The organism is Acidimicrobiia bacterium, from assembly GCA_009694375.1.
Classification (GTDB): domain Bacteria; phylum Actinomycetota; class Acidimicrobiia; order Acidimicrobiales; family VFJN01; genus VFJN01.
Genome location: SHVB01000002.1, coordinates 149,341 through 162,460, shown reverse-complemented (window position 1 = coordinate 162,460; position 13,120 = coordinate 149,341). Strand labels below are relative to the sequence as shown.

General features: G+C 68.4%; 13 protein-coding genes. 4 read left to right on the top strand and 9 right to left on the bottom strand.

Annotated features, from left to right (window positions below; all coding sequences use genetic code 11):
• From EXQ71_02450 to EXQ71_02435, 4 genes are all read right to left on the bottom strand, one after another.
• Nucleotides 1–1,257, bottom strand: coding sequence for a glycosyltransferase family 1 protein (locus tag EXQ71_02450; protein MSO86364.1), 1,257 nt, complete (start codon nt 1,255–1,257; stop codon nt 1–3).
• Nucleotides 1,258–1,349: 92 nt separating this feature from the next.
• Nucleotides 1,350–2,111: an MOSC domain-containing protein gene (locus tag EXQ71_02445; protein ID MSO86363.1), complete on the bottom strand. Its 762-nt coding sequence runs from the start codon at nt 2,109–2,111 to the stop codon at nt 1,350–1,352.
• Nucleotides 2,112–2,176: 65 nt separating this feature from the next.
• A complete protein-coding gene (locus tag EXQ71_02440) occupies nt 2,177–2,974 on the bottom strand; it encodes an aldose 1-epimerase (GenBank protein ID MSO86362.1) in 798 nt (265 codons plus the stop codon).
• Nucleotides 2,971–3,807 carry an alpha/beta hydrolase gene (locus EXQ71_02435; protein ID MSO86361.1) on the bottom strand — a complete coding sequence of 279 codons (837 nt, stop codon included), beginning with the start codon at nt 3,805–3,807 and terminating at the stop codon, nt 2,971–2,973. The genes EXQ71_02440 and EXQ71_02435 overlap by 4 nt, the downstream gene beginning before the upstream one ends.
• A 47-nt stretch (nt 3,808–3,854) precedes the next feature.
• Here EXQ71_02435 and EXQ71_02430 point away from each other — a divergent pair, with 47 nt between their 5' ends.
• The 3 genes from EXQ71_02430 to EXQ71_02420 are packed head-to-tail and all read left to right on the top strand — an operon-like array spanning nt 3,855 to nt 7,298.
• Nucleotides 3,855–4,292, top strand: coding sequence for a D-tyrosyl-tRNA(Tyr) deacylase (locus tag EXQ71_02430; GenBank protein MSO86360.1), 438 nt, complete (start codon nt 3,855–3,857; stop codon nt 4,290–4,292).
• Between the two features lie 40 nt (nt 4,293–4,332).
• Nucleotides 4,333–5,646 carry an alpha-L-fucosidase gene (locus tag EXQ71_02425; GenBank protein ID MSO86359.1) on the top strand — a complete coding sequence of 438 codons (1,314 nt, stop codon included), beginning with the start codon at nt 4,333–4,335 and terminating at the stop codon, nt 5,644–5,646.
• Complete coding sequence (locus EXQ71_02420) at nt 5,562–7,298, top strand: ABC-F family ATP-binding cassette domain-containing protein (protein ID MSO86358.1); 1,737 nt, start codon at nt 5,562–5,564, stop codon at nt 7,296–7,298. Before EXQ71_02425 ends, EXQ71_02420 begins: the two co-directional genes overlap by 85 nt.
• Here the strand turns inward: EXQ71_02420 and lnt are convergent.
• The 5 genes from lnt to hemE are packed head-to-tail and all read right to left on the bottom strand — an operon-like array spanning nt 7,295 to nt 12,801.
• On the bottom strand, nt 7,295–8,773 hold the full coding sequence (gene lnt, locus EXQ71_02415) for an apolipoprotein N-acyltransferase (protein MSO86357.1): 1,479 nt from the start codon (nt 8,771–8,773) through the stop codon (nt 7,295–7,297). The genes EXQ71_02420 and lnt overlap by 4 nt on opposite strands.
• A 36-nt stretch (nt 8,774–8,809) precedes the next feature.
• Nucleotides 8,810–9,481 carry a class E sortase gene (locus EXQ71_02410; GenBank protein MSO86356.1) on the bottom strand — a complete coding sequence of 224 codons (672 nt, stop codon included), beginning with the start codon at nt 9,479–9,481 and terminating at the stop codon, nt 8,810–8,812.
• Nucleotides 9,481–10,842, bottom strand: a complete 1,362-nt coding sequence (gene hemG, locus EXQ71_02405; GenBank protein MSO86355.1) for a protoporphyrinogen oxidase — start codon at nt 10,840–10,842, stop codon at nt 9,481–9,483. Before hemG ends, EXQ71_02410 begins: the two co-directional genes overlap by 1 nt.
• Nucleotides 10,839–11,756: a ferrochelatase gene (gene hemH, locus EXQ71_02400; GenBank protein MSO86354.1), complete on the bottom strand. Its 918-nt coding sequence runs from the start codon at nt 11,754–11,756 to the stop codon at nt 10,839–10,841. Before hemH ends, hemG begins: the two co-directional genes overlap by 4 nt.
• A complete protein-coding gene (gene hemE, locus EXQ71_02395; GenBank protein ID MSO86353.1) occupies nt 11,749–12,801 on the bottom strand; it encodes a uroporphyrinogen decarboxylase in 1,053 nt (350 codons plus the stop codon). Before hemE ends, hemH begins: the two co-directional genes overlap by 8 nt.
• A gap of 58 nt (nt 12,802–12,859) precedes the next feature.
• Between hemE and EXQ71_02390 the strand changes: the two genes are divergently transcribed.
• A complete protein-coding gene (locus EXQ71_02390; protein ID MSO86352.1) occupies nt 12,860–13,117 on the top strand; it encodes a hypothetical protein in 258 nt (85 codons plus the stop codon).
• Nucleotides 13,118–13,120: the final 3 nt, after the last annotated feature.

The window sequence follows — 13,120 nt, the reverse complement described above, 5'->3', positions numbered from 1 at the left end:
TCAGTCCTGGCCCAGGCGGATGCGGTACTGCTCCACGGTTTTGACGGCGGTGTGCTTCCAGGACCAGCGCGACACGATGCGCTGGCGCCCCCGAGCGCCCACCGTGTTGCGCAGGTCCGGCTCAGCCAGGGCCCAGCGCAGTTTGGCCGCCAGGGCCTCGCTGTCGCCTGGCTCCACCAGGAGGGCCGTGTCGCCGTCGCTGCCGACAACCTCCGGCAGGGCTCCTCCGGTGGTGGCGACCAGGGGTACCCCGCAGGCCATGGCCTCGATGGCCGGGAGCGAGAAGCCTTCGTAGAGCGACGGTACGACGGCCAGTTCGGCCTCCGAGTACAACTCGATGATCCGCTCCTCGGGCACGCCGGTGATGAACTCCACGTGGTCTTCCAGACCGAGCTTTTTGATTGTTTCGTCGCTGGCCCCACCGGGCTTGCGCTTGCCGATGACCACCAGGTGCACATCGTTACGTTCGGTGCGGAGCTTGGCGACGGCCTCGAGGAGGTACTTGAGGCCTTTCATGGTCACATCAGCCGAGGCGGTGGTGACCAAGCGGCCAGGGATGGGCTTCACGGCCGGAAGGGGTTGGAAGAGATCGATGTCCACTCCGACGGGCACGACGGCCATGTTTTCCGGCTTGACCTTGTGGTCGTGCACGATGTCCTTGAAGGAGTTCTCCGACACCGTGATGATCCGCTTGAGCCGCTGGGCCACCTGGCTCTGCATGTCGACGAAGGCATACCAGCGCCGGAGCGAAAGTCGCTTGTACCAGCCGTCGGCGGCCTCCATTTCGAGGCGCCGGTCTACCGTGATCGGATGGTGGATGGTACCCAGGATGGGCAGGCCCAGTTGGCGCTCGATAAGGAGCAGCCCGTAGCCGAGACACTGGTTGTCCTGCACGATGTCGAAGTCGCCCTGGCGGTGCCGCAGGTGGTCCCAGGCGCGTAGGGAGAACGCCAGGGGCTCGGGGAAGGTACCGAGGGAAAACGCCGTGACCTCCACCAGGTCTTTCCAGTTCTTCAGTTCCCACACGCCGGGCATCCGCAGCGGGAAGTGGTCGTTGTAGATGTCCAGGCTGGGGAGTTCGATCAGCGGGATCCGCTCGTCGAGCACCGGGTAGGGCTGCCCGCCGAGTACCTCAACATGGTGCCCGAGATCCACCAGGGCCTTGGCGAGATGCCGGGTATAGACCCCTTGGCCCCCTACGTGGGGCTTGCCCCGATAGGCCAATAGGGCAATACGAAGGGGTGCGTCACTGGACATAGAACACCCAGCATTCCGGTCTGTTGACCCGCCGGTCAACTCACGGCCGCTCTCGCCGGGCCGCCCACCGTTATTCGGGGGCTAGCGAAGTGCTAGCGGGCGTGTACCTCATCGCCGATATGCAGGGTGCCCGCGCGCACGATGGAGGCGTACACCCCCAGATTGTTGGCGTGGCTGTCGCGGATGGTGGTGCCGATGGTGAGGTCGCGTTCCAGGCCCGGCTGAGCCCGGCTGGGCATGCTGCAGCGCATCGTGGGCATGAGCACCTCAGAATGCACCTCGCCCAGCGCGATGGTGGTCCAGGTATCTTCAGCCCATCCAGGGGTGGGCCCGTCGATGAGGGCGGTGGGCCGGAATCGGCGCACGTCCCAAACACCGTGGGGCTGGAGTGCGGCGGCGGCGGCCAGGCTGGCGGTGGTGAGCCAGTGGGCATCGGCGAGATCCAGCCAGGTGCCCGGCGGGCCGGGCCAGTCGAACAGCGGCGTGTCCTCGTCGGACATCCCCGTGTGCATCTCCATCGGCAACACGGTGTGGGTCGGCGGCGCGTCGAGATGCACGTCGTGGTCGAGCCAGGCCGACAACGCGGCGTGGACGTCGGGATCGCCGGCGGCGTGTTCGGAACCACCGGGCAGGGTGATGATCACGCCGTCATCGTCATCGAGCCGCGCCGACGCCTCGAGGAGTTGGGCCCACGCTTTGGCCGACAGGACTTTCCCGGCAGCCCGATCGACCACCGCCAATCCCCGATCGCCCGCCGCTCCACCCGGGGCCACGGCGAGGGACTGCACCGGCTCACCCTGGAAGGATTTCACCGGATAGCGCCAGAGTTGGGCGATGAAACCAAGGTCTTCCATCGCCGCACCCTACGCGAGCCAGCGGGCCACCGGCGGCTCGTCCGGGCGGCGCTGGTGGCGCCGAATCAGGGCGGGGACCAGGCGAGGGACATGTGGGTGATGAGGGGCTGGGTGGGGTGCACGATCTGCGGCCACCCTGGGTGGTTGAGGGCATCGGGCGGGCCGGTTTGTGGCTCCACGCAGATGGCGTGGGCCGGATAGTCGTAGAGCACTAGGTGATCGCCGGTGGAGGTGATCGAAACGACCAATGCTCCCGGCCAGGTCAAGGTGGCGGGCCAGGTGAGGCCCGTGAAGCAGTCGTCCCAGGGGCCCGCCGGAGGCGGGGAAACCATGTCGCCCCGCGGCAGGCCCTGGTCATCGCGGGGGTACCAGCCGGTGGCGTCGATGGCCACCACCAGGTCACCGCCGGTGGCCAGGGACCGGCGAAACCAGGGATGCCAGCCAGCGGTGGCGGGAAAGGAGGGGCCGTCGGTGTGCACTTCGAGACGCAGGTCGAGGCGGTCGTCGGTGAGGCTGATGTGCTGGTTGGCCCAGCCGGTGAAGGGCCAGTGGGGCTGCAGATCGGCGCGCAGGTGGAGGTGGTCCGGGCCGGAGTGCTCCACGAGCCAAGCCCGGTCGAACCCGGTGCCGTGTATGGCGTGGGAGGCCTGGTTCTGACGGAGTTGGTGCACTTCGCCGCCCCACTCGAAGCGGCCGTCGCGCACTCGTCCGGCGAAGGGAACCATCGGGTAACAGCCCGAGAGGAGGGGATCGGCCGTCGGGGCCACGAGAAGTTCGTGTCCCTTCACCCGCAGGGACGTGAGTCGGCCACCGATCGCCGGGTTCACCTGCACCGCCACCGATCCCGCCGTGAGGGTGATCACCCCGGCAGCGAGGTGAGGAAGCCGGAGAGGGCTTCCCACCAGGCGGCGGGGGCTTCGAGTTGCGGACTGTGGCCGCCGCCGGGGATCACCGCCAGACCAGCGCCGGGGATGGTGGCCGCCATGCGCTCGCTGTCTCGAATGAAGGGGGCATCTTGTTCGCCCACGATTACGAGCACCGGCATATCGAGGGTGGCCAAGGCCGCCAGTCGGTCGGGTTGCACGGGGAAGGTGGCGAGCATGGTGGCGAACATGGCCGGTGACGAAGCCCGGAGGTTGCGGTCGCCCCGGGCGGCGTAGGAGGGGTCCTCGGCCATCATGCGGCGGTTCACCTCCGAGGCAAGGGGGCCGTCGCTGGCAGCCCCCATGATGTCGGCCACCACATCGATGCCCTCCTCGCGGGCTACGGCGACGCCCAATTTCACCAGTTCCGGGTCGATCGGCAGCGGCCCGTGCGAGGTGTCCATGAGCACGAGGGCCTCGACGCGATCAGGGGCACGCAGCACGAGGCACTGGGTGATCATGCCGCCCATGGAATGGCCCAGGATCACGAAGCGTCCGAACCCGATGGCGTCGGCGAGGCCCAGCAGATCGCTGGCGAAAATCTCGAAGCTGTAGTCGGCCTCCAGGGGCGGGTGGCTGCTGTTGCCATGGCCGCGTAGGTCGGGGGCCACCGCGTGCCAACCCGCCGCCGCCAGGGGGTCGAAGGTCATGTCGAAATCGGTGCGCGATCCGGTGTGGCCGTGCACCAGCAGTAGCGGTCGCCCGCCCATTCCCGCCTCGGTGATCGCCAGTTCCATCTCACCGACGCGAATCATTCTGTCCTGGATCGTCATCTCGTCTCGCTTCCCCTGTCGGCTGGCGGCACCCTAGCGTTGGCGGTATGCGAGCAGTCGTGCAGCGGGTGACTAAGGCTTCGGTGTCGGTGGAGGATGCGGTGGTGGGGGCGATCGGCCCGGGGCTGTGCGTGTTGCTGGCCGTAACGCATACCGATGGGGAGGCGACCGCCCCCCGGATGGCCGAAAAACTCTGGAACCTGCGGATCTTTGATGACGCCGCGGGGGTGATGAATACCTCGGCGGCCCAGCAGGATGCCCCACTGCTGGTGGTGTCCCAGTTCACCCTCTACGGCGACACAGCCCGGGGCCGACGACCGTCGTGGCTGGCCGCGGCCCGGCCCGAGCAGGCAGAACCTCTGGTAGAGGCCGTGGTGGCCCACCTCCGTGACCTCGGCGCCACCGTGGCCACCGGCCGCTTCCGCACCGATATGGCCGTGGCCCTGGTGAACGACGGTCCCGTCACCCTCATCCTGGAGGTCTGATGCCTCGGGTTGGCGGCGTTGATCGCTTAGCGTTGGCGACATGAACCGGCCGTTGCCTCCGTGGTTCGATGACGCCAAACTCGGCATTTTCGTGCACTGGACCGCCGCCGCCGTTCCCGCCTTCGCCCCGATCAGCGAATCACCCTTCGATCTCGCCGCCGAAGGGGGATGGGCGGAGGCGATGCGCTCCTCGCCGTACGTCGAGTGGTACCAGAACTCGATCGCCATCGAGGGCTCTCCCGCGGCGCAACACCACGCCGAGGTGCACGGTAACCGGCCCTACGACGATTTTGTGGCGCAGTTCCTGGCCGGGCACGCCGGATGGCAGCCCGAGCCGTGGGCCGATCTGTTTGAACAGGCCGGCGCTCAGTACGTGGTGCTGGTCACGAAACATCACGACGGTGTGTTGCTCTGGCCCAGCGCCACGCCCAACCCGCACAAGCCGGCGTGGGGGAGCGAACGCGATCTGGTGGGCGATCTCGCTACCGCCGTGCGCCGCCGCAAGATGCGCTTCGGCACCTACTACTCCGGTGGGCTCGACTGGACCTTCGGTGGTCTGCCCATGCGGGATTTCGAGGACATGATCGCCGCCATTCCACAGTCGCCCGAGTACCTGGCCTACGCCAATAGCCACTGGGCGGAGTTGATTGAGCGCTACCAACCCGACGTGCTCTGGAACGACATCGGCTATCCCGCCGCCGCCGATCTGGAGGGATTGTTCGAGCGGTACTACCAAGCCGTGCCCGACGGCGTGGTGAACAACCGGTTCGACTGGATGGGACAGTCCGCCGGGGCAGTCCACTGCGACTTCGTGACGCCGGAGTATTCCATCGAGGGCGACCCCAGCCGGAAATGGGAGAGCACCCGGGGGATCGGTACGTCGTTCGGCTACAACCGACAGGAGTCCGACGCTAGTTATCTCTCCGCCGATGCCCTCGTGGGGATGTTCATCGACATCGTCGCCCACGGCGGCAATCTGCTCCTCAACGTGGGCCCCACCGCCACGGGCGTGATTCCCTGGGCACAGGCGCAGCGGCTGCTGGCGCTGGGCTGGTGGCTCCGCACCAACGGCGAAGCCATCTACCGGACCCGCCGGTGGTCTCGCTCCGAGGGCATCACCGGGGAAGGTCATCCGGTGCGCTTCACCACCAAGGACGACGCGTTGTACGCCATCGTGAAAGGCACCCCCTCAACGGCGCAGGTGGAACTCGACGTGCCGCTGCCGCCGGGGGCGACCGTCACGCTGCTGGGCCACGACACCCCCCTGCGATGGCAGGACTCGACGGTGACGTTGCCCGCCCGCCCATCTGTCGCCCCCGCCCTCACCATCAAGATCACCCCCGTTCCCTCCTAGGGCGGTCGCCGCCGGGGGTGGTGTCCCAACCGGTATCGTGGGAAGTCGTGTTGGTGGCCAAGGACCTCGTGCGACACCACGGGGCGCAGGTGGTGCTCGGCGGGGTGTCCCTGGCGGTCACCGCCGACACGCGCCTGGGGATCGTGGGACCCAACGGCATTGGTAAGTCCACGCTCTTGCGGATACTGGCCGGGCTCGAATCGCCCGATGGGGGTTGCGTGGAACGGGTGCCGGCCTCCACCACCGTGGGGTGGCTTCCGCAGGAACCCGATACCCGGTCGGGGGAGACATTGCGGGCCTATCTAGCCAGGCGCACCGGGGTAACCGCCGCCAACGATGCGCTTGATGCCGCCACCGCCGCCCTGGGGGGCGACGGCGAGTCGATTGAGGCCTACAGCACCGCCCTCGAACACTTCCTGGCCATCGGCGCCAACGACCTTGATGCCCGTACCGGTGTTGTGTTGGCCCAGGTGGGGCTGTCGGCGGATCGCGCCGAGGTGGAAGTGGGCCACCTCTCGGGTGGCCAGGCGGCCCGGGCGGCGCTGGCGGCGATCTTGTTGTCGCGCCAGGACGTGCTGCTGCTCGATGAGCCCACCAACGACTTGGATTTTGCCGGCCTCGATCTCCTCGAGCACTTCGTGGCGGCAACCCCCTCCGCGGTGGTCACTGTGTCCCATGACCGCGCCTTCCTTGATCAGGTGGTGACCCGCATCCTCGAACTACGCGAACCCGACCACTGCGGTGTGAGTCATGCTGGGGGATGGAGCGATTACGTGGAATCGCGCGAGTTGGCCCGGCGGCAGCAGTACGAGGGCTACGGGAAGTTCACCGCCGAGCGCGACCGGTTGCGAGACCGTCAGCGCACCCAGCGCGAGTGGGCGGTGGTCGGGGTGCGCAACGCCAAGGCCCGTTCCCGCGACAACGACAAGTTCATCGTGCATCACAACGCCCAGCGGTCCGAAAAGATGGCGTCGAAGGCGAAGGCCACCGAGAAGGCGATCGAGCGGCTCGAGGTGGTGGATAAGCCCTGGGAGCCCTGGGAACTTCAGCTCGAGTTGGCGGCCGCCACCCGCTCGGGCGATGTAGTGGCCCGCCTGGATGGGGCGGTCATGACGAGGGGTTCGTTTCACCTCGGGCCGATCAGCCTGGAGGTGGCCTGGCAGGACCGGCTCGCCATTCTCGGGCCCAATGGGTCGGGGAAAACGACGCTCCTGCGGGCCATCCTCGGCGAGGAGGAACTAGCCGCTGGGCAGCGGTGGATGGGGCCGGGGGTGCAGGTGGGCCTGCTCGACCAGCGTCGGGCGCGCTACGCCGCCGACCAACCGCTGCTGCGGTCGTTCATGCACACCACCGGCCTCGACCGCTCCGAGGCCCGGTCGTGTCTGGCGAAGTTTGGCCTGGGCGCCGATCACATGGAACGGCCAGGACGAAACCTCTCACCCGGGGAACGCACCCGGGCCCTCCTAGCGGAGTTCACCACCGCGGGGGTGAACTGCCTGGTTCTCGACGAGCCCACGAACCACCTCGATCTGCAGGCGATCGAGCAACTCGAAGCGGCCCTCGGGAGTTACGACGGCACGCTGCTGCTGGTCACCCACGACCGTGCCTTTCTCCAGAATGTGGACGTGACCCGCACGATCGACCTGGGTTAGGCCAGCGACGCCCCGGCCTGACGCCGACGGGTACCAACTACTTCGATGGTCCAGCCGCTCAGAATGCACGCGGCGGCCAGGATCAGTCCGATGAGGTTGCCGTAGCGGGTGTAGATCGTGAGACCTTCTCGCAACTGCACCTCGCGCTGGATCACTTGCGTTTCGCTGATGCTGCTGCGCTCGATGATCCGGCCGGTGTCGCCGATGATGGCGCTGAAGCCGGTGGGGGCTACCTGGGCGACCCAGCGCCCGCTCTCAATGGCTCGCATGCGCGATGACGCCAGTTGTTGGGTCTGCACGATCGTGCCGGTGAACGACGAGCCGTTGGTGGGATTGACTACGAGACGCGCCCCGGCCTCGACGCCTTCGCGGGTGCGGTCAGGGAAGAAGATCTCCCAGGAGATCGGGGTGACCACCCGCCCCACGGGACCGGGCACGTCGAGGTAGTTGGGGATCTCGCCGATCACCGCATCCCGGCGAGGGAGTGCACCGTCGGCCACCTTGGCCAGCAGGGGTCGGAACGGCACCCACTCCCCGAAGGGCACCCGGTGCACTTTCTCGTAGCGCCCCACCAGTTGGCCCTCGGCGTCGAACAACTCGACGGCGTTGCGAAAGTAGCCCTCCCCGGCGTCTTCGATGGCGCCCACCAGTAGCGGAGCGTTCTTGGCCCGGGCGAGGTCGCCCACAATGATGCCCCACGGGTCTTCTACCAGCGGGGTAGGCGTGTCGATCACATCCTCGGGCCACACCATGAGATCGACCGGCGGCTCCACCAGGGCGGTGGCCTCCACGTGGGCGGCGAATACCCGCTTGATGCTGTCCTTGCTCTGGCGTGTTCCCTGGGCCCCACCCCCTTGGACCAGGGCGATCTCGGCGGTGGCCACCGCGTGACCCTGGGGCGCCACCTGGGCGGCCCCGAGCACCACGAGGGGGATGGCGAGGAGACCGACGGCGGGCAGCCAGGCCCCGCGCACCAAGGCTGCGAGGGATTGGCCCACGAGGATCGTGCACACCAAGAGCAGGACCGGACCGCCGAGGCGCAGCACGGCGGCGAGCGGACCTGCCACCTGCCCGATGGGAAGACTGGCTAGGGGAACCCCGCCGAAGGGCCACGACGAGCGCAGCAATTCCGCCACGGTCCAGGTGCCGGCCAGGGCCAACCACCGGCCTCGGCCGGGTGGAGCGGCGGCGATGCCAGCCCCCAGCATGGCGGAATAGGCCACACAGGCGATCACGGTGCCCGGGACGGTGAGAGCGGTCATCCAGGACAGGCCGGGGACAAAACAGCCCATGGCCACCAACCATCCGCGAGCGAAGCGGGCGCCGCGCGGTTGGTGGGCGATGAGTCGGTCCACCAGCACCAGGCCCACGAAGGCCAGGGGCCAGAACCCGAAGGGGGGCAGCGAAAGGCACAGCAATACCCCGGCTACGACCGCAGTGGCACCGGTGGCGAGCCGCGGGGGGATGGGAGGCACAGGGCAATGATGGCAGCGGGCGGCGGCGGGGGTGAATCAGGCGGGGGTAGAGGACTGCAAAGTGAAGTGGCCGACGATCCGTTGCCGGAGGCTGCCCTTGGGGTGACAGGCGAAGAGCGTGGCCCGGTAGCCGTAGGTCTGATCCACGATGCCCAGTGCGGTGGCGTCCACGATCTCCACCCTGTCGAGGGTGTACACGTACCGCTCGCCGGTGAGCATCGTGAAGATCAACTCGTCTCCCGGCGCCACGAGGTCGAGATCAAAGAAGGGCCGGGTTCGGGTGGTGCGGTGGCCAGCCAGCACCGCGTTGCCGAGTTCGCCGGGCATGGCGGTACCGGGCCAATGGCTGGGGCCGTTGTCGATGGCGGTGAGGGTCACTCCCTCAAAAAAGGGCTGCGACAATCCGATGGAGGGGATTTCCAGCGTGCCCCACTGAACTTTGGGAGTGGGTGCCCGTGCGTCGAGCGGAGAAGGTCCCGGCACCGGGAGGGCGGCGCTGATCCCGTTCACAACGCTCACGGCCGTCTGCGCCACCCGGTCGAGGTCGAGCGACGGTGCCGCCGGCGGGGTGGTACTGGCGGCCACCTCACTCTCGCTCAGCCCTCGTCCGGCTATGCCGCCCACTGCGACCGCCACCACCAGAGCCGCCAGGGGGGTGGCGAGCCGGTAAAGACGTCGGGGGGAAGAAACCGTATGCACTGTGTTCATTATGCCGTGCCCAAGGGGGCTAATACTCGTTGGGCGGCGGCGCGGCCCTGGCGGATGCAGGCTGGCACTCCGAGCCCCCGTAAGGCGGCGCCGGCCACGGCCACGGTGGGCATGGTGGCCGCCAGGCCGGCGTCGATCGCCGCTACTCGGGCCAGGTGCCCGACGCGGTACTGAGGAAATGACGCTGGCCACTCGCTCACCCGCACCTCCCGAGGGCGGCCCCGCAGGGCCATGGTGTGCCCGAGATCGGCGAGCACCTGCGTTTCGAGCGGTCCGGTGGGGATGGCGCCATCTCTCCCTACCGATGCCCGCAGCCACACGGTGGCGTCCCCACCGAGGTGCGGCCATTTGGCCGATGTCCACGAACAAGCCGTCACGGTGAGGCCCTCGCTCCGCGGCACGAGAAAGCCGCTGCCGTTCAGTTCGCGATCGATGCCCTCACGATCCACGGCAATAGACACCATCGCCACCGATGCGTAGGGGATGGCGGCGAGGAGCGTGGCTACCCGGGCGGCCCCGGCCCGCAGGATCGCCGCCGCGATCGGGGCGGGCGTGGCCACCACCACGGCATCGGCGTCGAGGGAGCCGCCCTCTACTTGCACCCTCCATCCGAGCCCACAGGGTTCGATACTGCGGGCTGGCGAAGTGTTCAGCGTCACACCGCGACGGGAGAGGTCCGCCACCAGCGCGGCGGTGAGTGCTCCCATGCCATCGCGGGGCGCGAAGAACACCGGGTCGCTCCGGTTGGGGCCGGCGGCCTGTTGGGCCCGACAGGCTTCGATGAGCGATGCCGCCCCGCTGCGGGCGGCGGCGTCGAGTTGGGGAACGGTGGCGGCCAGGCTCAAGGCGTCGCTGTTCCCGGCGTTGATACCGCCCACCAGCGGGTCCACGAGCCGCTCCGCCACCTCGTGCCCGAGGCGTTGGCGCATGAGGCTGCCGATGGTGACGTCAGTGGTCGGAGCCACGAGGGGCTCTTCGAGGTCGCGGCGGGCCGCGGTGATGCCCTCGGCCGACACGATGCCGGAGGCGGCTAGTTCGTCGAGGTCAGTGGGGACGCCGAGCAGGTGGGCCTCGGGGAGTCGTCGCAGCGCCCCGTGGCTGAACACGTGGGCGCGACGCTCGGCGGGGGCCACGAGCTGACCGGCGAGGCCGAGTTGCTCGCACAGTTCGATGCCCTCGGGTACGCGGGCGAGGAACGCGTCGGCGGCTTCGTCGAGCATGCCGTTGTCAAAGGCGCTCGTCTGCACCTTGCCGCCGAGTCGCCCGGGTTCCAGCAACGTGACCGTCGCTCCGGCTTCGCTGGCCTCCCGGGCGGCCACCAATCCGGTGATGCCGCCGCCGATGACCACGACATGGGTCATGGGATGGTGTTCAGTACCAGGGTGGCCAGCGCCGCGAGCACGGGCCCGTGGTCGTTGAGCACCTCGGTGCGAGCGAAGGCCAGCCCGAGGTCATCGGCCAACTGCTGGGCCTCGATGTCGAGGTCGTACACCACCTCAAGGTGGTCGGACACGAAGCCCTGCGGGCACACGAGCACGCCATCGACCTCGTCATGGGTGGCGAGGTCGCGGATGATGTCGAGAATGTCGGGGCCGCGCCAGGGTTCGGGCGTGCGGCCCGCCGACTGCCACCCGAGGGACCATCCCGCCCGTGATGCGAGTCCCAGTGCGTCGGCTACCGCGGCGGCCGACTCGGAAAGTTCCTCCGGGTAGGGGTCGTCCACCAACACTCGCTCGGGGAGGGAGTGGGCCGTGAAGACCACGGTGGTTTTCGCAGGCATCGCTATGAGCGCGTCCTGCACGGCGCCGGTCAGAAAGGAGACGTAGCTCTCTTCGAGGTGCCATCGGTCGATGTGGCTCGTGGTCATGCCGTGTTCGGCGGCGGCATCCCGGAGTCGTTGTTGGTATTGACCCACCGAAAACCCGGAATAGTGGGGGGCCAGCACGAGGCCCACCACATGGTTGATGCCGGCATCCGCCAGGCTGGAAACGGCATCTTCGATGAAAGGAGCGGCGTGTTTTTGACCGAGGATGACGCGCGTGGCGCCCGGTGCTTGCTCCTCGAGAGCGGCCTCTATCCCTCGGCGTTGTGCTTCGGTGCGCTCGGCGAGAGGGGATACGCCGCCGATGGCCTCGTAGCGCTTCGTGAGGTCGGCCAACTGCTCCGGGGTGGGGGCGTTTCCCCGCCGGATGTGCGTGTAATACGCCTCGATCTCGGAGGGGGCTTTCGGGGTGCCATAGGCCATGACGACCACCCCTACGGGAGGATTAGCCATCGGTGCGACCCTCCGCGTGGACGAGGTCCACGACCTCCTGCAGCACTCCGGGATCTAGTTCCGGCAACACGCCGTGCCCGAGGTTGAAGATGTGACCCGGGCGACCGGCGTTGCGGCGCAACACGTCCCGGGTGCGCTCAGCCACTACCTCCCAGGGGGCTAGGCACACCGCCGGGTCGAGATTCCCCTGCACTGCGTGGTGGGGGACCCGTTGGCGGGCCACGTCGAGGGGTACCCGCCAGTCGACGCCCACCACATCGGCCCCGGCTTCGCCCATGAGGCTCAACAGTTCGCCGGTGCCCACCCCGAAGTGGATGCGGGGCACCCCGCTCGCTGCGAGGGCGGCGAGCACCTTGGCGCTGGCGGGCATGACGAGATCCCGGTACACATCCGGCGAGAGGGCCCCGGCCCAAGAGTCGAATAGTTGGATGGCGCTGGCCCCGGCCTCCACCTGGGCCAAGAGGGAGGCAATAGCCATGTCGGCCAGCCGGTCGAGGAGCTGGTGCCAAAGGCCGGGATCACCGTGCATCATCGCTTTGGTCAGGCCGTAGGTGCGCGACGGGCGGCCTTCGATGAGGTAACTCGCCACCGTGAAGGGGGCGCCGGCGAAGCCAATGAGAGGGGTTCCGCCGAGTTCGGTCACGGCCTGGCGAACCGTCTCGGCCACGTAGGGGGCGTCGATCTCGGGTTCGAAGGGGCGCAGGCGATTGAGGTCGGCGGCGGCACGGAACGGCTCGGAGACCACCGGACCCACGCCGGGGGTCACGTCCACCCCGAAGCCGATGGCGGCGGCCGGCACCACGATGTCGCTGAAGAGGATGGCGGCATCCACGCCGTAACGACGCACCGGCTGCAAGGTGATCTCCGCCGCCAGTGCCGGGTTGTGGATGGCATCGAGGATGCTGCCGGAGCCTCGTAACGCCCGGTACTCCGGCAACGAGCGGCCGGCTTGGCGCATGAACCATACCGGCACCTGATCGGCCCGCTGCCCGCGAGCGGCGAGGAGGAACGGGGAGTCGGCAAGTGCGGCGTGGGGGAGGGCCATGACCCTCTCAACCTAGGACCCGCCCTCGCTGTCGGCGAAGTCGTGGTCTGATGGGGGGATGCGCCGATCCATTGATGATCATCCCTTTGCCCCCGACGATCTCCCTCCGAGTGACGACGACCTAGCCCGTCTGTCCTGGGCGGTGGCGATCAGTGACGACTACAACGACAGCGAGCCGCGGGTGGTGCTCACGCTGGAGGAGGTGGGCAGTGCCGGGGCGGGCCTCGTCGCCCACCTGGCGGCTCCGATCGCCCGTCGCTTGCGGGTGGCGCTGCGCGACGCCCTGAAGGAGATCGGCGAAGACCCCGGGCTGTGAGGG

Excerpts from the sequence above, each read along its gene's own strand:
- EXQ71_02420 (MSO86358.1), top strand. The coding sequence starts at position 5,562 with ATGGCAGGACTCGACGGTGACGTTGCCCGCCCGCCCATCTGTCGCCCC.
- EXQ71_02435 (MSO86361.1), bottom strand. The coding sequence starts at position 3,807 with ATGACGATCCAGGACAGAATGATTCGCGTCGGTGAGATGGAACTGGCG.
- EXQ71_02425 (MSO86359.1), top strand. The coding sequence starts at position 4,333 with ATGAACCGGCCGTTGCCTCCGTGGTTCGATGACGCCAAACTCGGCATT.
- EXQ71_02445 (MSO86363.1), bottom strand. The coding sequence starts at position 2,111 with ATGGAAGACCTTGGTTTCATCGCCCAACTCTGGCGCTATCCGGTGAAA.
- EXQ71_02390 (MSO86352.1), top strand. The coding sequence starts at position 12,860 with ATGCGCCGATCCATTGATGATCATCCCTTTGCCCCCGACGATCTCCCT.
- hemG (MSO86355.1), bottom strand. The coding sequence starts at position 10,842 with ATGACCCATGTCGTGGTCATCGGCGGCGGCATCACCGGATTGGTGGCC.
- hemH (MSO86354.1), bottom strand. The coding sequence starts at position 11,756 with ATGGCTAATCCTCCCGTAGGGGTGGTCGTCATGGCCTATGGCACCCCG.
- EXQ71_02450 (MSO86364.1), bottom strand. The coding sequence starts at position 1,257 with ATGTCCAGTGACGCACCCCTTCGTATTGCCCTATTGGCCTATCGGGGC.
- EXQ71_02410 (MSO86356.1), bottom strand. The coding sequence starts at position 9,481 with ATGAACACAGTGCATACGGTTTCTTCCCCCCGACGTCTTTACCGGCTC.
- hemE (MSO86353.1), bottom strand. The coding sequence starts at position 12,801 with ATGGCCCTCCCCCACGCCGCACTTGCCGACTCCCCGTTCCTCCTCGCC.
- EXQ71_02430 (MSO86360.1), top strand. The coding sequence starts at position 3,855 with ATGCGAGCAGTCGTGCAGCGGGTGACTAAGGCTTCGGTGTCGGTGGAG.